Below are 20,547 nucleotides of genomic sequence, written 5' to 3'. Positions count from 1 at the left end.
ATCCAGTCAAATTTGTCGGGCTGCTACCTTGCTTCACAGAGCCGTCCCTCCTGCCATATTTCGCAAAAGCAGACGCACACACAGGGCGCCGCGCTAAGAACAGACCTGAAAACCTAATATTTTTATTGTTGTATGGGTAAAAACAAGCTGGAACGATTTGCTGAAATTGCTGAATTTGAACATGTCATGGAGCTGACCGACTTCCAGGAAGCAGACAAGAAAAAACCCAAGGGACGGTGGAGTGAGGATATCTTTGAAAATGATCATCCCATCACCCTGGAGCTGGCTTGCGGCAAAGGGGAGTACACGTTGGAACTGGCACGGAGAAATCCCGGCAAAAATTATATCGGGATAGATATAAAGGGCGCACGCATCTGGAAAGGGGCCAAACGGGCACTGGAACGGGAGCTTTCGAATGTTCGCTTTCTGAGGATCTACATCGATCACCTGGATGAATATTTTGCGCCTGGCGAAGTGGAGGAGATATGGATCACTTTTCCCGATCCCTATCCGAAATGGAGCGACCGAAACAAGCGGTTGACGGCACCAAAATTTTTGGCGATTTATCAGAAAGTGTTGAAGGAGGACGGCCTTATTCATTTCAAAACCGACAGCGATGCGCTTTGGGACTTTTCAAAGAACGTAATTCGGCAGGAGTGTCGCCTCGTGGACCTGGTTGAGGATGTATACCAGGAGCGGGCGGATGATCCCCTGTTGACCACCCAAACCTATTATGAAAAGAAACACCTGGAAAACGGTAAAACGATCAAATATATGAAATTCAGGCTCCCCCGGTCTCCCATCCGGTAGTAACGTGTCGAGTTGTATTCAACATCTTTTGGGATGCCAAAGGCCGTGTGGAGCTCACCCGGGGCTGTGTCTCAAAACTACAGGCACCGGACTCAAAGTTGCTGCATTTTTACTTGCGGTAGAGTTCCAGCTCCACGCGGCGGTTCTGTCTTCGCCCCTCTTCGGTTTCGTTGGAGGCGACAGGCCTGGTCTCCCCATAACCAAAAGCGAAAATCCGGCTTGATTCCACTCCCTGTGAAACCAGGTAGTCTTTCACGGCATTTGCGCGGTCTACCGAAAGCTTCAGGTTCTGGTTGTCATCTCCCACATTGTCGGTATGGCCCCGTATGATCAGGCGCAGAGCGGAGTCTTCCAGCATCATTTCAGCCAGGCGGATCAGATCGTCATACGAAGATTGGGCCAGCGTTGAGCTGTTGGAATCAAACTGGAGGTTGTTGGCGATAGTCTGCAGCTCCGTTTCCCACTGGTCGCTGTCCTCGGCGGGTTTTTCCTCCTCCACAGGGCACCCGTTGTTGGACTCGGGTCCCGGTGTGTTAGGGCACTGATCCTTCTCGTCTGTAATGCCATCCCCGTCGGTGTCGGCGGGGCACCCCTCATTGGCCGGATCGCCCGGTTGTTGCGGGCATGCATCCTCCTTGTCGATGACCCCGTCGTCGTCACTATCCGGGCAGCCGTTATTTTGCGGACGGCCCCATTCCTTCGGGCAGGCATCCTGTATGTCGGAAATTCCGTCTTTGTCGGCATCCGGGCAGCCGTTCAGGTTTCTGCTGCCGGGAATCGTGGGACAGTCATCATTGCGGTCGCTGACCCCGTCCTCATCCTGGTCGGGACAACCAAAAAAGGAGTTGCCGTACACATTGGGACAGGCATCGCGTTCGTTGGGAACCCCGTCGCGGTCTCTGTCGGTAGACCGGCTGGCGGCAAATTTTAACCCAGCTGAAAATACCACGAAGTCATCGTGGTTTCGGCCATCCGTATCAAACTGGCTTCCGATCTTGTCAATACCGTCAGAATAGGTTCTGTTGTAGGTGGCGTTTAAGGTCACGTGTATATTGTCGGTAACCCGTATATCCATCCCCCCCTGAAGGGGTATGCTGAAGGCGGCAAAATTTTGAATTTCCTGTGTTAATCCCGGGAAATATTTTTCCCCGTTAAAGAACGGGGTTATCCCCAGTCCAGTGGCAACAAACGGCTGAACCGGGCTAAATGAATCCAGCGGCTTGAATTTAACAAGAGCATTCAGGTTTATAAATTCATTTGAAAATCCCTGATCGAGGTAGGGGCCGCTTTCGGGCGAATAATCCAGTTTTCCATAAATCGCGGATGCTTCAATATCCCAGTTAGGACTCAGGTATCGGCTCACACCAATTCCCCCCGCCCAGTCGTCGCCGAGATTAAACGCACCCATTTCATTTCCTATATCCCCATGGTACTCATGGTGGCCAAAATAGGTGGTAATCCAGGTTTTTTTGTCCTGGTTCTGAGCCTGTAGCGATGCCGTATGTATGAACAGAATTCCCAGGGATATAACCAAAAATGCCTGTAAATTATTCATATTAACCTGATTTTTATCTATTTACCGATAAATACTCTCATGATGGGTTATAGATTACCATTTTCAACGGTTTGGCACAAATTTATGGGGATTAGAATTTTTCAATCAACGGGCTAGCTGTTCAGAAATATGTTGCTTTTTGTACCCGGTGATATGTTCTGCTCCAGGAGAGCAGTATCCCACTTGTCCTTTTAAAGGAATAATGGGGATATCGGTTAAAAAAATAAGCTTGTTCTAAAGAAAAGGTTCAATATTCCTGAATTCCTCTTTTCTTTTAGAGAGAGATTGATAGGGCAGAAAATGCCCGATCTTCGAATTCAAGCTGGCTTGCTATTGCTTTTCATCATTTATTTGCTTAATAAGTAGTGAGTTAACAGTGTTAAGTATAATAATGGCTGAAGAAACCAAGATATCACTACGACAAAAGATTGTTGATACCAGCCGAAGTCTGTTGCTGGAGGATGGGTATCGGAATTTTTCCCTGCGAAGGGTCGCCCGGGAGATCGGGGTCAGCGCCACGAGCATATACCTCCATTTCGAAGGCAAAGATCACCTGGTTCACACGCTCATTGATGAATCGATACAAAAGCTGAATGCAGAGCTGGCCAAAGCTGCTTCCGGAAAGGAAGATCCCATTGAACGCCTGGGTGCGCTGGCGTGGGCGTACGTCAATTTTGCCCTGAGCCACTCGCGTGAGTACCAGATTATTTATGTTGTAAGTTCCGACGAGATGACCCGCTATCCCAAGGAAAAGTTCAGGAAGGCGCGGAAGGGATACGAGATCTTGACAAAAACGATAGAAGAAGGGGTAGAAAAGGGTGTTATGGTGGAGCCCGATCCGCGTACCGCCTCTTACACCTTCTGGGCTCAGCTTCACGGGGTCATGTCGGTGGTGCTGACAAAAAGGCTGGATACCCGAATTGACCGGACGAAATTTATTGAGCAGGCGATTCAACATATTATCGAGGGTTTTCACGTGCGAACGGTGGTACAAAAGTAACGGGTTATAGTAATGGCCTGTTACTGAATCTATTACGAGGATGATATTATGGAACAGTTTTTTGGCGTTTTTTCACATTTTCCGATTTGGGCACTAATAGTCAGCTTAATAGTGGCCATCCTATACGCCTATATAGGGGCTCCCCTCTGGATCTGGGCTATTTCCGGTCTGGTGGCACTCTACGGTGCCGGAGCTCCTGTATGGCTACTGAGTGTTTATGTAGTTCTCTGCCTGATTTTTAACATCAGGCCGCTGCGCCGGGCACTGGTAACTTCACCGATTATGAAGTTGCTGGATGCAATGAACTTTTTACCGACGATTTCAGAAACCGAGCGGACAGCTATTGAAGCAGGGAATGTATGGATTGACGGGGAGCTGTTTTCCGGCAAGCCCGACTTGTCCAAACTGGCCAACGAGGATTACCCTGAATTAAGCGAAGAGGAGCAGGCGTTTCTCGAGGGACCGGTGGAAGAGCTGTGCGGGATGGTGGACGACTGGGACGTGTCAGTGCGCAAGGGCTTTACGGATGAGGTATGGACATTTATGAAAGAGCATCGTTTCTTTGGACTCATTATCCCGAAAGAATATGGGGGACATGAATTTTCTGCGACCGCCCACAGCGCAATCATATCAAAGCTGGCCTCAAGGTGTGGCCCACTCTCCATCACCGTGATGGTCCCCAATTCGCTGGGACCCGCAGAGCTGTTGATGCACTATGGGACCAGCGAGCAAAAGGAGCACTACCTGCCCCGGCTTGCAACCGGGGATGAGATCCCCTGCTTCGCATTGACGGAGCCTACTGCAGGTTCTGATGCCGGCGCGATGACCTCCGGTGGCGAAGTATTCAGGGATGAGGACGGTGAACTTAAAATACGCCTCAATTTCCGGAAACGGTATATTACCCTGGCGGCCATATCGACGGTTATCGGGTTGGCGTTCAAGCTCAGGGATCCTGAAAACCTGCTGGGCAAGGGAGAGGACCTGGGCATCACCTGTGCACTGATTCCCAGCGATACGGAGGGCGTGAGGCTGGGGCGGCGTCACGATCCGATGGGAGTGCCGTTTTATAATTGTCCCGTTGACGGGGAGGATGTTGAAATTCCCGTCGACTATATTATCGGCGGCCGGGAACAGGCCGGGAACGGCTGGCGCATGCTGATGGAATCGCTTGGTGTGGGCCGCGGTATTTCATTGCCGGCGCAGAGTGCGGGAGGCGCCAAGGTGGCCACCCGGGCTATCGGAGCTTATGCGGCCATACGTCACCAGTTTGGTATCAATATCGGCAAATTTGAAGGAATTGAGGAGCCGATGGCCCGTATTGGCGGGTTCAACTACCTGTTGGAGGGAGCCCGTCGTTATACCTGTGGAGGACTGGATATCGGTGAAAAACCCTCGGTAATTACGGCAATAGCGAAATATAACTTCACCGAACTGGGGCGCCAGGTCGTCAATGATGCAATGGACATCCAGGGGGGCGCCGGAATTTCACGGGGTCCACGGAATATTTTTTCCTCCACCTATACCGCGACACCAATCGCGATTACGGTAGAAGGAGCCAATATTTTGACGCGCAGCCTGATGATTTTTGGCCAGGGTGCCATACGCTGCCACCCGTTTGCATATGATGAGATCGACGCCCTGACCCGCAAAGATGCACAGGCATTTGACAATGTTTTCTGGAAGCATATCGGGCATGTAGTACGTAATGGGGCTCGTTCGGTTGTGCTGAGTTTGACGCGGGGCGCCTTTGTTTCTTCCCCGGTTGATGGTCCGGCGGCAACGTATTACAAGCGGCTGGCGTGGAGTTCGGCCTCGTTTGCTTTTCTTGCCGATATCGCACTTGGTTCTTACGGAGGCCGGCTCAAAATTAAAGAGAAGATAAGCGGTCGGTTTGCCGATATATTGAGCTGGATGTACCTGGCAACGGCAACATTGCGAAGGTTTGAAGCCGAAGGCAGGCGCGAAGAGGATCGTATCTTTTTTGAGTGGTCGATGGATTACGCCTTTATGCGTATCCAGGAAGCGTTTGATGAAATATATCGCGAGATCAGGGTACCGGGACTGAGCTGGCTTTTCAGAGGACCTGTTGCTCTTTGGTCCCGCATGAATCGCATCGGCACAAAACCGTCCGACAATCTCGGGCACAAGCTTGCCCAGGCGATGCAGAAGCCCGGTGAACAGCGCGACCGTTTGACTGCGGGAATGTATATCCCACAGGATGAGTCGGAAACCCTTGCCCGATACGACCAGGCACTGAATTTAATTACGCAAGCGGAACCGGTTTACAAAAAACTCCACCAGGCTGCCAAAAAGAAAGAGATCCCGAAGACGCAGGCCCGTTTTGTGATAGATGAAGCCCTGGAGAAGGGAATCATCGACAAAGAGGAGGCTGATCTGGTCCGCCGGGCTGAAGAAGCGCGGGTGGATGTGGTACAAGTAGACGAATTTACGCTGGATGAGTATAAAACCCAGACCCCTTCAACTCCAGCCCGGAAAGATACATTGGGCGTGTAAGCCTGCTTTCGACGAGTTAATAATGGGCTATCGTCTTTTACCAGGCCTCTTTTTCCTCTACTCGAGCTGGATCTGTATTAAACAGGATTGCGCTACTATCAGAAGAATCCCTGATTGTGTGGGCCCGTTATTTGCACTGAATAGGTCTCAAATTTCAACCAGCGGCAGTATTACCAGCCTCCGCTGGCGCCTCCGCCACCAGAGCCAAACCCACCTCCGCCGCTGAATCCGCCAAATCCGCCTCCTCCGCCAAAGCTTCCGCCTCCACCGGAGCCGAAACCGCCTCCCATCCAGATGATACCACCGGAACTGAGGGAGTGACGCCGTCTTCTGCGGCCTTTGTCTCCGCCGCCGCCCCTGCGTGACGTTACGTACAGTACAAATGCAAGGAAAAGCAGGAAAACAACGAGATCACTGTTGAGGATACCGCCATCCGGGGAGGAGCTGCTCAGTTCCCCTTCATATTCACCAGAAGCCAGCCCGATCATGGCCGAAGTGGCGCGGTCGAGCCCCCCGTAGTAGTCACCATTGCGAAAGTTTGGAGTGAGAATTTCTCGAATAATACGGCCGGCCATAACATCGGGAATCGCTCCTTCAAGACCATAACCGACCTCAATGCGCATCCTGCGATCGTTGGGTGCAATGACAATCAGCACTCCATTGTAACGATCTTCATGCCACATTTGCCATTCATTAAAGAGCTGGGTTGAGACCTCTTCAATAGAGATCCCCTGCAGGTCGGGGAGTGTTGCTATGGCGATAACGTTGGTGGTGGTATCGCGGTAGGTTTGCAGCTTGGTTTCCAGTCGTTGTACTTCAGCTTGAGAGAGCATGCCGGCAAAGTCGTTGACATGTCCCTGCGGTTCAGAGGGAAAGGGAAAGTCCTGACCGAATAGCGGACCGGCCGTCAGGCAGAACAGCAGGATTGACAAACCGATTGTTCTTGATTGCGTCATCATAAACTGAAGATTATAACGTGCAAAAAGTTAATTTCAGAGAACTTCATAGGGCTGTTGGCTTACCGAATATCGGCATTTTTGAAAATCGAAATTCATATTTACGAGTAAAAATCGGCCGTTACCATTCGTTCAGGCCTGAATCCCGGACAACATACTGCGTCCTGAAAAAGTCCTCTGCCAGTACAGGGATTAAAGGTCAGAATACTCGGTTGCCCTTAAAAGATAGATGTCTGCATGTGATACATTATTCTGGTATTTCTCCAGCGAAGACATGCGATCCCAGACGGGAGAATTCCTGAAGGATTCCCAATGGGCATCTCTGGACTGCATGTTATTAAAAGAGGTCATATACATCAGGTTGGGCATATTGCTGCCGGCCAGCACATTTCCGTAAAAAATGGCATTAAAATCGAGGTCCTCAAACAGCTGTATTTCGCCACCTTCATTAAACATTTCAACTTTGTTGATGTTCAGAGCTTCGGTGGCACTTTCGTAACTGCGCAACTCGTAGACCCGCTCCGATTTTGGGGTGTTCAGCTCCGGTTTTGCTATGGTTGGAGCATGGGAAAAAGCACGCAACAAAACGGTCTCAATTTCTGTAAAGGGCGGGGAGTCATGAGCAGCCTGGATATAGGATGCTCCCGCCTGCTTGTATTGGTCATCGTTTGCAAGCCTGTTGTCAAGAGATTCAAACTGAGAGAATGAATCGAATGCTGTCAGGACATAAATGCGTTTGTCGGAAACGGTATCTTGCCCAATCGGCTTAAATACGCCCACCGGCTGGTGCCCCATTCGATGCAGTGCGGGGATATACGCGTTGGACAGATAGTCATCTACCTGCTGCTCCTGTTCCGAATCTTCCAGGTGGTATACTTTTAGTTGGTAAAGATGCCGGTCGGCATTACTATTTTGCGCATTTAAAGAAAATGAACAAGCAGTGAAAATGAGACAAAGTGTTAAAGCAAATTTCGATGTGGTGATGCTGTGTATCATACTGGAGTAAATCCCTGGTTTTGTGTTAGTTGTTTTTATTTTATTCATCTGGGTTTTCGTGATAGCTGATCTCGTCTGAAAGCTCGTTGAGATCTCCCTTCGTACCGGGGTAGAGATCAGCAAGCTTGGTCCCTACTTTGGTTACAGCCTCAGCGATGCCGTGTTCAAAATCATCATTTTTAAAATATTCCACCAACAGCTTGAGGACTCCTTCCCAAAAACCCTCTTCCACCTGCTTGTGGATGCCCCGCCCGGCATATACTGCCACCTTGTGGTCTTCGGCGGCGATATAGATGAGCACCCCGTTTTGACGCTGTGTTTCATCCATTCCGAGTTCATGGAAAACCCCGGCCGCCCGCTCCAGCGGATCACCGTCACAGTTGGGTTCAATATGAACCCGAATTTCCCCGGAGGTCCGGTTCTCGGCTTCCGCTATAGCCTCAATAATATGCTGTTCCTGTTCGTCAGAAAGATACAGATCAGAAGACATGAGTTGTGGTTTGAGGTGTAAAATTCATATGGCGGTTGAGATTACCAAACAGATGCAATTTTAAAAATTAACTTCCGGCGCCTGCTCGGCTCCCTCGTCGGCTTCAAAATATGTTTTGTTGTCAAATCCCAAAAGTCCGGCAAAAATATTGCCCGGGAAGCGCCGTATGGCCGTGTTGTAGCTGCTTACGGCGTCATTGTAGCGTTTGCGTTCGGTGGCTATCCGGTTTTCTGTACCTTCCAGCTGAACCTGCAGGTCCCGAAAATTTTGATTGGCCTTAAGTTCGGGATACTTTTCGACAGTTACCAGCAACCGGGAAAGGGCTCCCGAGAGCTGTGCCTGGGCCTGCTGGAACTGCTGCACTTTTTGGGGATCGTTAAGATCTTCTGCACTTACCTGTACGGAAGTGGCCTTGCTTCGGGCCTCAATCACCTGGGTAAGGGTTTCCTGTTCAAAGTCTGCCGCGCCTTTCACGGTGTTCACCAGGTTGGGGATAAGATCCGATCGCCGCTGGTACTGGTTTTCAACCTGGGCCCAGGCCTGATCAACCGATTCCTCCTGGGCTACCAGGCTGTTGTTGATATTGATTCCATACAATACCAGGGCGGCGAGAGCGCCAATACCGATCCACGTTTTAATATTCATGATACTCTCAAAATTTTTAAACAATTGGAATTTCGAGCACAATATACGAAATGAACAGCAGATTGATGCAAGGATCACCCGGAATTTATTTTTTATGATAATGCATTAGTTACGTATTTTAGCCAACTGAAAATGAGAATCTAATACGTATGCTATTTTGGATCCGAAATTCATCTACTTTGACCTGGACGATACCCTGTTAGATCACCGGGGAGCAGAAAAAGCGGCATTGAACGATCTATATCACCAGTTCGATTTTTTTAGCATTACCACGCCCGATACACTCATCGAAACCTACCATCGCATCAACACCGCCCTGTGGCGGGAATATGGCAAGGGCGAGATAGAACGAAAGACATTACAGCGCCTGCGTTTTGAAAAAACGCTGCGGAGTCTCAGGCTCGATGAGTCTGCCTGTGAGGAAGTCGGTGATTACTATATGAAAGCCTATCGAAACCACTGGAGTTGGACAGGAGGGGCGGAAGCGGTGTTTAAGCATATTAGCACGCAGTTTGACGTGGGTATCCTGACCAACGGTTTTGCGGAAACTCAAAAAAAGAAAATCGAACAGTTTGGACTGGCGGATACGGCCCGACACCTGGTGATTTCGGAGGAAACCGGTTACCTGAAACCGCAGCCTGAAATATTTGAACACGCTACATCGCTGACCAGGCACAAGCCGGAAGAAATTTTGTACATTGGCGACTCCTATACCTCTGATGTAATCGGAGGCACGGCGTTTGGATGGAATGTGGCCTGGTACACTGAAAAAGAGGATACCAAAAATGAGCGGCACCGCGATGCCCATTTTGTATTCGATGATTTTGAGGAATTGAAAAAGCTGCTGAACTTGTAGCTCTGGTTTCATTCGCCAGGTTAATATACCCGATGGCACCGTTCATGAACCGACAAATAACTTCCAATTTTCAATTTTCTAATACACGTACCTGATGTCAGAAAACACCATAACTGAACCGGAAGTAACCCTGGAACTCGCTATTGACCACGGCCTTAATGAAGAGGAATACGAAAAAATACAGGAGTTTCTGGGCCGGAAGCCGACCTTTACGGAACTGGGCGTATATTCCGTTATGTGGAGCGAGCACTGCTCCTACAAAAACTCCATCCTGGAAATAAAAAAGCTGCCGAACGAGGGACCGCAGCTGCTTGTCGGAGCCGGCGAAGAAAATGCGGGCCTGGTCGATATCGGCGATGGACTGGCGTGTGCGTTCAAGATTGAGAGCCACAACCATCCCTCGGCGATTGAGCCGTACCAGGGAGCCGCGACCGGCGTGGGGGGTATTCACCGCGATATTTTTACGATGGGAGCCCGCCCGATAGCCAGCCTGAATTCACTCCGTTTCGGGGAGATGTCTAACCCGAGAGTCCGCTTTTTACTCGATGGTGTGGTTCGGGGCATTGCTGACTACGGCAACTCGTTTGGCGTTCCGAACGTAGGCGGGGAAATATATTTTGACGAAAAATACGAGGGGAATCCCCTGGTCAACGCCATGAGCGTGGGTATCGTGAAAGAGGGCCGGACGGCCTCTGCTATTGCCAGCGGCGCGGGGAACCCGGTTATTATTGTGGGGTCCAGCACCGGGCGCGACGGCATTCACGGGGCCACTTTTGCCTCTGAAGAGATAAGCGAGGAGAGCGAGGACAAGCGTCCGAGCGTGCAGGTAGGCGATCCCTTTACCGAGAAGCTGCTGCTGGAGGCCACGCTGGAGGTGATCAGGAACGGGGGCATTGTCGGCATCCAGGATATGGGAGCGGCGGGAATAAGCTGCTCGTCATCCGAGATGAGTGCCAAGGGAAAATGCGGTATGAAGATCGACCTGGACAAGGTCCCCCAGCGCGAGAAGGGAATGACCGCATACGAACTGCTTCTTTCCGAAAGCCAGGAGCGCATGCTTATTGTAGCTGAGAAAGGTCGCGAACAGGAGGTCATTGATGTATACGAAAAGTGGGATCTGAACGCGGTAATTATCGGGGAAGTGGTGGAAAACGGAAATGTGACCTACTACAAAGACGGGGAGGTAAAAGCCGATATCCCGGCCGACAGCCTGGTACTCGGCGGTGGAGCCCCGCAGTATGTGCGGGAATCCCGTCGACCGGATTACCTCGATGAAGTACAGAAGTTCGATACCGGCACGCTCAAGCATCCGGATAACCATACTCAAACGCTGGAAAAACTGCTCGGCTCCTCCAATATAGCCTCTAAAAAGTGGGTATACGAGCAGTATGACACGATGGTCCGCACCAACACGGTAAACGGGCCGGGTTCCTCCGATTCGGGTGTGGTCCGCGTCAAGGGCACCAACAAGGGTCTGGCCGTAAAGACGGATTGCAACGGCCGCTACGTGTACCTGAATCCACGGCGCGGGGGCAAGATTGCAGTGGCCGAGGCAGCACGCAATGTAGTCTGCAGCGGCGCCAAACCGCTGGCCATTACCAACTGCCTGAATTTCGGAAATCCGTACAAGCCGGAAGTTTATTACACCTTCAGGGAGGCGCTGGCGGGCATGAGTGAGGCCTGCCGCACCTTTAATACGCCTGTTACCGGTGGGAATGTCAGTTTCTATAACGAAAATCCGGAGGCGGCGATCTACCCGACGCCCGTCATAGGGATGCTGGGGCTGGTGGAAGATCTTGAGCGACACACTATGACCCCGGGGTTTAAATCCGAGGGCGACCTGGTGTTTTATCTCGGGGCCGATCGCAAAGATCTCGGGGGCTCCGAGTACCTGCGGATTATTCACGAGATGACGACCGGGAACGCTCCGGATATCGACCTTGAATTTGAGGCTTCGCTGCAGGAGAGCGTGCTGGCTGCCATCAAAAAACAGCTGGTGACGGCCGCCCACGACGTCTCTGACGGCGGACTGGCCGTGGCGCTTGCCGAAATGGTTGAATTTTCAGGAAAGGGAGCCTCCCTCAGCCTAAAAGAACTGCGGGGCTCGCTGGTTGAGCAGCTCTTTTCCGAAGCCCAGTCGGGGATTGTGGTAACAGTATCGGAAGAGAACCTGGAGGCGTTCAAGGCCCACTTTTCTGATGCCGGAATACCGTTGTTTCTGCTGGGATCGGTAACCGGTGAAAACCTGGTTATCGACGATGCCATCGATATTTCTGCCGAGGAAATAAGTGAAATATACCAGGGCGTTATTCCCGGGGCGATGAACTGATTTCTCTAAAACGAATTCAGGAATGAATAATTCTCATATTGCTTTGCCAAATGGGGAAGTGGATAGCATAACAAAGATCACAATCCAGGTTTTATGAAAGGAAAAGTCATACTTGTTGTCGGGGGATCCGGCGGAATCGGCAGTGCATGCGCCCGCGTTTTTGGCCGTGCCGGGGCAAAAGTCGTACTGGCCGCCCGAAATACGCAAAAGGCTGAGTCGACCGCAAAACAGATCAATGACAGCGGAGGTGAGGCATATGTGATCGGCGTTGAAGTCACCGAGCTGGCATCCGTTTCCACCATGGTCCGCGAAATTACGGGCGATCTGGGAGGGATCGATGTGCTTGTCAACGCCTTCGGTTCGGCCATTATTCAGCCCCTCCTGGATATCAAACCGGACGATGCAAAAGATCTTATTGAAACCAACGTGTACGGAACCTTTTTGGTGACCCAGACCGTGGTACGTCACATGGCTACCGAAAAGAGGGGACAGGTGATAATGTTTCCCGGCACGATGGGAAAATATGTAATGAAAAATGCGTCTGTTTATGCCGCTACCAAATTTGCCGTAACCGGGTTTACAAAATCTCTCGTCGAAGAGCATCGCCGCAGCGGCATCAATTTCACGCTGATGTACCTGGGAGGGGTGGCCACCCCCCTGTGGGACAGTTCCAACGTCGATATGAGGGTGCAAAAAGAGAAAATGCTTGATCCTGAAGAAGTGGCGAAATCGGTATATTACGCGGCGAATCAGCCGGACCCATCGGTACTAAATGAAATTGTAATTCAGCCTGAATCTCACCAGATGGTGTGAGAACAGGGATTTTCAATGCAACTCAGAAACGATTACCAGCCTTTGCGGAACTGGTGGCCATAACCTCCTCGAGCGATTTTGCTATAATGCTGATCGCCTCATCAATATGCTCGGTTTGCACGGTGAGCGGCGGACGGAATCGCACGGTTCGCGTCCCGCAACCCAGGATCATAAGCTTGTTTTTAAAACACTGGGAAGTAACCTGGTCCCGGAATTCAGTGTTTGGAAAGTCGATAGCGCAAAATAATCCCCTGCCCCGTGGATTGGTCACTTGTTCATACCGTTCGGCCAGCTCGTCAATTTTTTGTTGCAGGTAGCGACCACGTTCAGCCGCATGTTCCACCAGGTTCTCTTCTTCAATAACCTGGAGAATACGCCCGAATCGAACCATGTCCACTAGATTTCCTCCCCAGGTCGAATTAATACGGGAGGAGACGTTAAATACATTTTCCTCCACCTCATCCACGCGGCGGCTGGCCAGAATGCCGCACACCTGGGCTTTTTTGCCAAATGCCAGGATATCGGGCTTCACAAAATGCTCATGGGCCCAAAATTTGCCGGTCATGCCCACGCCCGTCTGCACCTCGTCATAGATAAGCAGGGCTTCCTGCTCATCAGCCAGCCGGCGCAGCGCCCGGTGGAATTCCGGCCTGAAGTGATTGTCTCCACCTTCCCCCTGTATCGGTTCAAGGATAATAGCGGCAATCTCGTCGGGATATTTTTCGAAATACCGTTGAGCCTGTTCAATAGCCTGCTGCTCCAGGTCCATTACCCGGGATATCCGCTCCTCAGTGGAGGGGTATGTCATTGCCGGTGCAACTATGCGGGGCCAGTCGAACTTGGGGAAATACCTGGTTTTGGTGGGATCGGTATTGGTCAACGACATGGTATATCCCGTCCGCCCATGGAACGCTTGCTCGAGATGGAGAACTTTGTGCCCTTTCTCCGTCGTGTATCCCCTGGCAAAATTTTTACGGACTTTCCAGTCGAATGCCACCTTTAGCGCGTTCTCGACCGCCAGCGCTCCACCCGAGATAAAAAAGGTGTGGGGCAGGTAGTCTGGGATACCAATTCGATCGAAATGGTTGACAAACTCCGCCATCGCCTCGGTATAAATGTCCGAGTTTGAGGGTTTGTTTACAGCTACTTTTCCCAGCTTTTGAATGAACTGATCATTTGCGAGGCGGGGATGATTCATTCCCAGTGGATTGGAGGCAAAAAAGCTGAAGAAATCGAGATAGGCTTCTCCTGTAGTTGCGTCGATAAGATATAGTCCCTGGCTTTGATCAAGGTCGAGTACTATTTCGTAACCATCTGCCAGGATGTGCTTTCCCAGGATATGACGAACTTGTTCAGGCGTAACCGGTGTATCTGATGACATATAACTCTCATTTGATTAAGCTGAATTAACACAACTTAAAATAGTGAAAAATCGTTGAACGCTGCTTTATACAAATTGGAAAGGAATACGCGTTTTTATATTGACATTGGCTCAAGTAAAGCTTACATTTGTCAACTCTATCGCGGGGTAGAGCAGCTGGTAGCTCATCGGGCTCATAACCCGAAGGTCGCAGGTTCGAATCCTGCCCCCGCCACTAATCAAGCGGCTCTCTGCTACAGGTGGAGAGCCGCTTTTTTTATGTAAGGTACATTTCGAATAAGAAGAATATTCAGGCTGGATTTTTTGTAGCCGCCAGCGACAAGCGCAGGTGCAGTTTGGTTATTTGTTATCGGCTATTAGGCATTGGGGTTGGCAATATGGTGGCAAGTATCCCTCGGGGTCTGGGGAATGGCGGCACGCACCAATTGAGAAGCGGCCGGCGTTTGAAAACAACCGGCCCGAACCGACCCGGGAAAGGGAACATCTACCCATCCCCAGCGGCTTTTTTAGTTCATTTTTTAGCCGAACAAAAAATGAACCAGGAACGATGATTGAGAAGGGGAAAAGGGCGAATTTAACTTTTTGAGAGTCCCCTGATTAAAAGCTCAAATCATAATTTGGAAATTCTTCAACAAGCTCATAACGATTTGAATAGTCTTTAAAAGGCCCTTTTGTTGAATGGGGCAGGCCAGTGTTAAACTGGTTTCCTGGTGAATGCGTATGCAGAACGGTACACGAGGGGGATTACATGCACCGAACTTAAATGCGAACCCACCCCAATCGATCTTCCAGATTGTTACTGGGACACGGCCGCGTGCTCGTAGTCGAGGACCGTTTTTTTAATAATTCGGATGCAGTCCATAAGCTGCTCCTCGGTCATTATAAGAGGGGGGGCAAACCGGATGATGTTGCCGTGGGTCGGCTTGGCCAAAAGACCGTTTTCCTTCAGCTTCAGGCAGATATTCCAGGCTGTGTTGCTTTCCGGGGTGTCGTTGATGACCATCGCGTTTAGCAGCCCTTTGCCCCGAACACTGCTGACCAGGTTCGATTCACCGATCAGTTGTTCCATTTTATCACGAAAGATGGACCCGAGCCTAGTTGCGTTTTCTGCCAGGTTTTCTTCCTTTACCACATCAAGCGCAGCCATCGCAACGGCGCACGCCAATGGATTTCCACCGTAAGTGGATCCGTGTTCACCGGGACGAATACACTCCATCACCTCGTCGTCGGCCAGGGCTGCCGATACGGGATACGCCCCTCCGGAGAGGGCTTTTCCCAAAATAACGATATCAGGTCGAACTCCCTCATGGTCTACACAGAGCAGCTGACCGGTCCTGGCAATACCGGTTTGTATTTCATCAGCGATATACAGGGCGTTGTTCTTTTTACAGAGCTGGTAACTTTTTTTGAGGTATCCTTCCGAAGGAACCACGACCCCAGCTTCTCCCTGAATCGGTTCTACCAGGTAACCGGCCACATTGGGATTTTGCAACGCGCGTTCAAGTGCCTCCAGGTCGTCATATGGAATCGATTCAAATCCCGGGGTATAAGGACCAAAATTGGCACGCGCCAGCGGGTCATTGGAAAAGGAGATAATGCTGGTGGTTCTTCCGTGGAAGTTCCCGTCGGCGACCAAAATTTTGGCACGGTCAGGTTCAATCCCCTTTCGTTCATAGGCCCATTTACGGCACAGCTTGATTGAGGTTTCCACCGCTTCTGCCCCGGTATTCATCGGCAGAAGCTTGTCATATCCGAAATAGTCGTGCATGTACTCCTCGTACTGTCCCAGCATGTTGCTGTAAAAAGCCCGGGAAACGAGCGTCAGTTTTTCAGCCTGCTCTTTCAGGGTAGAAATAATTTTGGGATGGCAGTGGCCCTGGTTGACAGCAGAATACGCAGACAGGAAGTCATAATACCGGTTTCCCTCCGGATCCCAGACAAAAACCCCTTCTCCGCGTTCCAGCACTACCGGGAGGGGATGGTAATTATGTGCTCCATATTTGTTTTCCAGTTCAATGGCGTGTTGCGTACTGTTCATATAAAAAACGTGTTCTACTTTTAGATTGACCTGAATTTACGATGATACGGCCGATTTGTAAAAAATAAGGTCTGACAATCGTTTTGTCTGTGCAGGGGACATTTTTCTCGCAATGTAGCAATCTATAACCAAAATCGTTGTATTAAATATCCGGTTTTTGCGTAAATCTAGTAGCTTTTTGTTAAAAAATTCTTATACTAACACTGCAAAATTCTAAACAAAATCATTCTATAAAGATTCTCAGTCCGAATACAGAGGAGATGTCATGATGGATATATCAGTTTTTCCGAGTGTCTTTGAGTCTACAAGAGCTCAATTGAACGGTGTAAGCAACAGTCTGTTAGAAGGCTTGAAAATTGAACACAATGATGAGTCCTATATCATCGGGGATTTGGCGTTAAAAGAGGGATTGTCTCCTCATCGTTTAATCAATTGTGCGCCAGGTGAACTGGATTTCGAACTCCTGTTTCGTGCCGCCCTGTTGTTGGCGCAGCAGAAAGCCGGCAACAACTTTTCTCTGACGCTGGGTTTCCCTTTTGCCATGTACCAGCTGCATCAAAATACAGCTAAACAGCGGTTGACCAAAACCTTTGATATTGTATATGACAGTTCTACATACCGTATGAACGGGGCCAGTGGCAAACAGGCCCTTTCGGTTAATTTAAATCAGGTGTTTGTCGTTCCTGAAGTGGCCGGCAGTATCATTGCGCTGCGTCATGGGGACGTTCCCGAAACCGATGACTTTTTTGTAGTCAGCCTGGGCTACGGTTCCTGCGAGGGAGTTGTAAGTACAAAGAGCGGAATTATCCGGCGTACCGCGATCAGTACACGGGGTATCCGCTATGCGATCAACCTGATGGAAGATGAGCTCCAAAAGGATCACTACCTCGGGTTCAAGACGGAACACCAGTTAAATGTGGCCTTTCAGAAAGGGAAGATCAATATCAACAAGCGTACCATAGATCTGACCACGCTGAAGCAAAAGGTGTTGCGTTCCTACTACAGTAATATCGTCCGTCCCGCCCTGATGAACGCCTTCCAGGATTCCGACTTTGAAACCTGCAACAAGCTCTATGTAGTAGGGGGCGGAGCTTATTTTGGAGAACTGACCAACCAGATAAAGTCTGAGTTTGAAGGAGTCCTCAATGTGATAGTCCCTGACAATCCCCATACAATGGCGGTGCGCGGGTACTGTATTAACACCCAGAAACAGGCCCAGGAGGATGTGGCCGTAGGTGTTGACATGGGGAATGCAAATACGCTTGTATGCGTATCCAAGCAATCTGCCGCCGAGCCGTCAAATACCCTTGAATAAGCGGCCTTAACCGCCAACGTACATTTAAGTAGATTGAGTTTGGCCCTGTCTTTTTCTCAGGCGTTCTATGCGCCGCGGAAAAGGCAGGGCTTTTTTATTAGTGGCGGTTTTACAACATCGGCCAGCCCTCCTGAACGCAGGAAGGGTCTCCCTGGTAAAGGCTTACACCGTGATGGGTAGATAGCTCTTGGCCAGTTACGTGATTTCACAAAGGTCGCTCACAGTGATTCTCGCATTTTATGTTGTCGATACGACCACCTTCTCGCTGCCGATAATTGTAAAGGAGTTGACTTTTCTCCCTCCCGTCAGTTCCCGCCGATATTAATCTCAATTCAAGAATATTAACTGAATCTAATATAGAATATCGAGCAGGATTTTTTAGTTTGACTCCATTCAACAGGGGTTACAATCTTGTTTCTGCAAAGAGAACAGCAGCCATTATTGAAAATCTTTAAATTCTTGCAGGGAGGTCGTATTTAGAATGAGTGAAGGGTATATCTTTTTTGATGAGGATACTGCATTTCAGGGAGAAGTGAATACAGGCCGCCTGGTTCTGGAAGGAGAAATTCTGGGAAATGTCCAGGCCAACGAGGGAGTTGTTCTCAAGCAGGGTTCAGTAGTTCAGGGAGAGATCTCTACAAAAAAATATTTAATCGAGGAGGGATCGGTACATCAAGGCCGGCTGAGGATGGATTTCCGGTTCAAGCAAAAAGACAGGGAAAAAACCGAATTTGTTCCCCTGAATGGGACTCCAGAAAAGAATGAAAAGAAAGTACAGAATGAACCTCCCGTGCAAACCGGGGAAAAGTCCGAACAACATACGACGCCCTATCAGAAAATTTATGAATCGGAAGAATCTCATCAAGACACGGGTGGAAACAACGAAGTGGAGCACAAAAAAGCAGTTGGAGACGATACCACGCCGCAGCGGCTGTGGTAGTATCTTTTCTCAGAAAAATGAACCAGGTGCCGGTTTGACATCCGCGGTCGGTTACCTGTATATTTAGTCACTTCAATGCGGGTTGACCGATTGCAAATCCGCAATCCGGGTTTAACGGCGGGTAAGATTTGGTTGCCGGCCGATGCTATTTGAGAAGATGCATATTCCCCGGGTGTATATTTAATGGAAATTCAACTGAAATCTGTTTGAGTAGCCTGATTCTAAACGTATTTGTAAACCCACGCGGAATAGCATCTCAATCATCGTACACGTTCATAAGCTGCTGAAATCATCCACAGAATCTTGAAGTTACAACGCTCATCGCGGTTCCTGTGGCTGCTCATTCCATTGGATTTCTTTCTCATGATCCAACATCATCTCTTCATCATCAACGATCTAGTTTAACTTGCCTGTCTTATGCATTGGATCGACCTGACGATTTTTATCCTTTACATGATCGGACTCCTTGGATTTGGATTTTTCTTTTTCCAAAAAAATGAGGGCGCCGATGATTACTATGTAGGCGGACGCGATATGAACAGCCTGCATATCGGCCTGTCGGTGGTGGCGACCGATGTAGGCGGAGGCTTTTCGATCGGCTTGGGCGGACTCGGATTTGTACTGGGGCTCTCGGGATCATGGATGCTCTTTACGGGTCTCGTGGGGGCGTGGTTGGCCGCAGTTTTCCTCATTCCCAAGGTGAAGGGAAACAGGGTGTTTGACAAGGCCTACACGTTCCCGGAAGTATTTAAGTATTACTTTAATCCCCACGTGGCCCTGGTGGCGGGAATCATTTCCGCCGTGGGATATGCCGGTTTTACCAGTTCCCAGATCCTGGCGGGGGCCAAACTCGCAAACGGAACGTTTGCCAACCTGGACCTGCAAACGGCGCTGATCATTATGGGCACGGTTGCCGTGCTCTATACCGTTTTGGGGGGACTGAAAGCGGTTATATACACCGATACCATCCAGTGGGCCATCCTGATGACCGGGCTGATATTTATCGGAATCCCGGTGTCATATTATGCCGTGGGGGGCTGGGAAGCGATACAGCGCTCCGTGGATCCCAGCCTGCTGACCATCACCAACCTGACCTGGCAGCGCGTGGTTTACTGGGGGGTCACGATCATCCCGATCTGGTTTGTGGGGATGACACTCTACCAGCGAATATATGCCTGTAACGACGAGCAAACCGCGAAAAGAGCCTGGTACCTTGCAGGTCTTTTTGAATGGCCGGTGATGGCTTTTATGGGGGTATCACTTGGACTTTTTGCCAAGGTGGCGGCCGCCCAGGGCATGTTCGACTACCTGGGAGCGGCCAATATTTCGGAGACCGACCCTGAGACCGGGCTGCCCATGCTGCTGCGTACGGTGCTGCCGGTGGGACTGATGGGAATCATGATGTCAGCCTATTTCTCTGCCATTCTTTCTACCGCCGACAGCTGCCTGATGGCGGCTTCAGGTAATGTTGTATCCGACATTATCGGGTATTTTAAAGATGTGGATCACGAAGGGGATCAGTTCTTGCGGTTCTCGCAGGTAACCACGCTGATCATTGGGGCTGTCGCCCTCTTTATTGCCACCACGATGACAAATGTTCTCGACCTGATGCTCTATTCCTACGCCTTTATGGTTTCAGGCCTGTTTGTGCCGATCGTAGGCGCACTCTACTGGCAGAAAAGCAGCAGTGCCGGGGCTATCATAGCCATGCTGGCAGGTGGAGGAACAACGGTGTATCTTGAAGTGTTTGTAGAACAACTGCCGGCCGGTCTCGATGCCAACGTTTTCGGTATCACTGTCTCCGCGGTCACCTTTATTGCCGGATCGCTTTTATTCCCGGACAGCAGCACGCCGCAGCAGGCCGAGACCGCCGAAAGAAATGAACAACCCGTTAATCCACAAGTATAAA

Annotated in this window: 16 protein-coding genes and 1 tRNA gene; 10 read left to right on the top strand and 7 right to left on the bottom strand. The window is 50.1% G+C overall.

Going from position 1 to position 20,547, the window contains the following annotated elements; translation table 11 throughout:
* Positions 1-132 precede the first annotated feature (132 nt).
* Positions 133-810, top strand: a complete 678-nt coding sequence (trmB, locus tag ACG2F4_RS05395; RefSeq protein ID WP_395259188.1) for a tRNA (guanosine(46)-N7)-methyltransferase TrmB — start codon at positions 133-135, stop codon at positions 808-810.
* 109 nt (positions 811-919) lie between these two features.
* On the opposite strand, the gene ACG2F4_RS05390 is transcribed toward trmB, so the two are convergent.
* Positions 920-2,365, bottom strand: a complete 1,446-nt coding sequence (locus ACG2F4_RS05390) for an OmpA family protein (RefSeq protein WP_395259187.1) — start codon at positions 2,363-2,365, stop codon at positions 920-922.
* A 391-nt stretch (positions 2,366-2,756) separates the two neighbouring features.
* Here ACG2F4_RS05390 and ACG2F4_RS05385 point away from each other — a divergent pair, with 391 nt between their 5' ends.
* Together ACG2F4_RS05385 and ACG2F4_RS05380 are read left to right on the top strand one after the other, a co-directional pair.
* Positions 2,757-3,365 carry a TetR/AcrR family transcriptional regulator gene (locus ACG2F4_RS05385; RefSeq protein WP_395259186.1) on the top strand — a complete coding sequence of 203 codons (609 nt, stop codon included), beginning with the start codon at positions 2,757-2,759 and terminating at the stop codon, positions 3,363-3,365.
* 48 nt (positions 3,366-3,413) lie between these two features.
* Positions 3,414-5,879, top strand: a complete 2,466-nt coding sequence (locus ACG2F4_RS05380) for an acyl-CoA dehydrogenase (RefSeq protein WP_395259185.1) — start codon at positions 3,414-3,416, stop codon at positions 5,877-5,879.
* A 170-nt stretch (positions 5,880-6,049) separates the two neighbouring features.
* Here ACG2F4_RS05380 and ACG2F4_RS05375 read toward each other — a convergent pair whose 3' ends face one another.
* The 4 genes from ACG2F4_RS05375 to ACG2F4_RS05360 form a co-directional block, all read right to left on the bottom strand.
* Positions 6,050-6,838 carry a TPM domain-containing protein gene (locus ACG2F4_RS05375; RefSeq protein ID WP_395259184.1) on the bottom strand — a complete coding sequence of 263 codons (789 nt, stop codon included), beginning with the start codon at positions 6,836-6,838 and terminating at the stop codon, positions 6,050-6,052.
* 189 nt (positions 6,839-7,027) lie between these two features.
* Complete coding sequence (locus ACG2F4_RS05370; RefSeq protein WP_395259183.1) at positions 7,028-7,831, bottom strand: NIPSNAP family protein; 804 nt, start codon at positions 7,829-7,831, stop codon at positions 7,028-7,030.
* A 40-nt stretch (positions 7,832-7,871) separates the two neighbouring features.
* Positions 7,872-8,321, bottom strand: coding sequence for a TPM domain-containing protein (locus ACG2F4_RS05365; protein ID WP_395259182.1), 450 nt, complete (start codon positions 8,319-8,321; stop codon positions 7,872-7,874).
* A gap of 60 nt (positions 8,322-8,381) precedes the next feature.
* On the bottom strand, positions 8,382-8,966 hold the full coding sequence (locus tag ACG2F4_RS05360; RefSeq protein ID WP_395259181.1) for a LemA family protein: 585 nt from the start codon (positions 8,964-8,966) through the stop codon (positions 8,382-8,384).
* Between the two features lie 157 nt (positions 8,967-9,123).
* Here ACG2F4_RS05360 and ACG2F4_RS05355 point away from each other — a divergent pair, with 157 nt between their 5' ends.
* From ACG2F4_RS05355 to ACG2F4_RS05345, 3 genes are all read left to right on the top strand, one after another.
* Complete coding sequence (locus ACG2F4_RS05355) at positions 9,124-9,822, top strand: YjjG family noncanonical pyrimidine nucleotidase (protein WP_395259180.1); 699 nt, start codon at positions 9,124-9,126, stop codon at positions 9,820-9,822.
* Between the two features lie 94 nt (positions 9,823-9,916).
* A complete protein-coding gene (purL, locus tag ACG2F4_RS05350; protein WP_395259179.1) occupies positions 9,917-12,151 on the top strand; it encodes a phosphoribosylformylglycinamidine synthase subunit PurL in 2,235 nt (744 codons plus the stop codon).
* Between the two features lie 93 nt (positions 12,152-12,244).
* Positions 12,245-12,964 carry an SDR family oxidoreductase gene (locus tag ACG2F4_RS05345; protein ID WP_395259178.1) on the top strand — a complete coding sequence of 240 codons (720 nt, stop codon included), beginning with the start codon at positions 12,245-12,247 and terminating at the stop codon, positions 12,962-12,964.
* 22 nt (positions 12,965-12,986) lie between these two features.
* On the opposite strand, the gene lat is transcribed toward ACG2F4_RS05345, so the two are convergent.
* Complete coding sequence (gene lat, locus ACG2F4_RS05340; protein WP_395259177.1) at positions 12,987-14,345, bottom strand: L-lysine 6-transaminase; 1,359 nt, start codon at positions 14,343-14,345, stop codon at positions 12,987-12,989.
* 141 nt (positions 14,346-14,486) lie between these two features.
* Here lat and ACG2F4_RS05335 point away from each other — a divergent pair.
* Positions 14,487-14,559: transfer RNA gene (locus ACG2F4_RS05335), tRNA-Met, on the top strand.
* A gap of 582 nt (positions 14,560-15,141) precedes the next feature.
* Here the strand turns inward: ACG2F4_RS05335 and rocD are convergent.
* Complete coding sequence (rocD, locus tag ACG2F4_RS05330; RefSeq protein WP_395259176.1) at positions 15,142-16,383, bottom strand: ornithine--oxo-acid transaminase; 1,242 nt, start codon at positions 16,381-16,383, stop codon at positions 15,142-15,144.
* 265 nt (positions 16,384-16,648) lie between these two features.
* Between rocD and ACG2F4_RS05325 the strand changes: the two genes are divergently transcribed.
* The 3 genes from ACG2F4_RS05325 (at position 16,649) to ACG2F4_RS05315 (ending at position 20,546) form a co-directional block, all read left to right on the top strand.
* The gene (locus ACG2F4_RS05325) at positions 16,649-17,698 is read left to right on the top strand and encodes a hypothetical protein (protein ID WP_395259175.1); all 1,050 of its coding nucleotides are present in this window, start codon (positions 16,649-16,651) and stop codon (positions 17,696-17,698) included.
* 481 nt (positions 17,699-18,179) lie between these two features.
* Positions 18,180-18,638 (top strand): polymer-forming cytoskeletal protein, encoded by a 459-nt coding sequence (locus tag ACG2F4_RS05320; RefSeq protein ID WP_395259174.1) that lies wholly within the window; start codon positions 18,180-18,182, stop codon positions 18,636-18,638.
* 417 nt (positions 18,639-19,055) lie between these two features.
* The gene (locus tag ACG2F4_RS05315; RefSeq protein WP_395259173.1) at positions 19,056-20,546 is read left to right on the top strand and encodes a sodium:solute symporter; all 1,491 of its coding nucleotides are present in this window, start codon (positions 19,056-19,058) and stop codon (positions 20,544-20,546) included.
* Position 20,547: the final 1 nt, after the last annotated feature.

The organism is Halalkalibaculum sp. DA3122 (genome assembly GCF_043951865.1).
In the GTDB taxonomy this organism is placed as follows: Bacteria; Bacteroidota; Rhodothermia; order Balneolales; family Balneolaceae; genus JAMQKA01.
The sequence above is the reverse complement of the archived record's forward strand: the minus strand, read 5'-3'. Positions and strand labels throughout refer to the sequence as shown.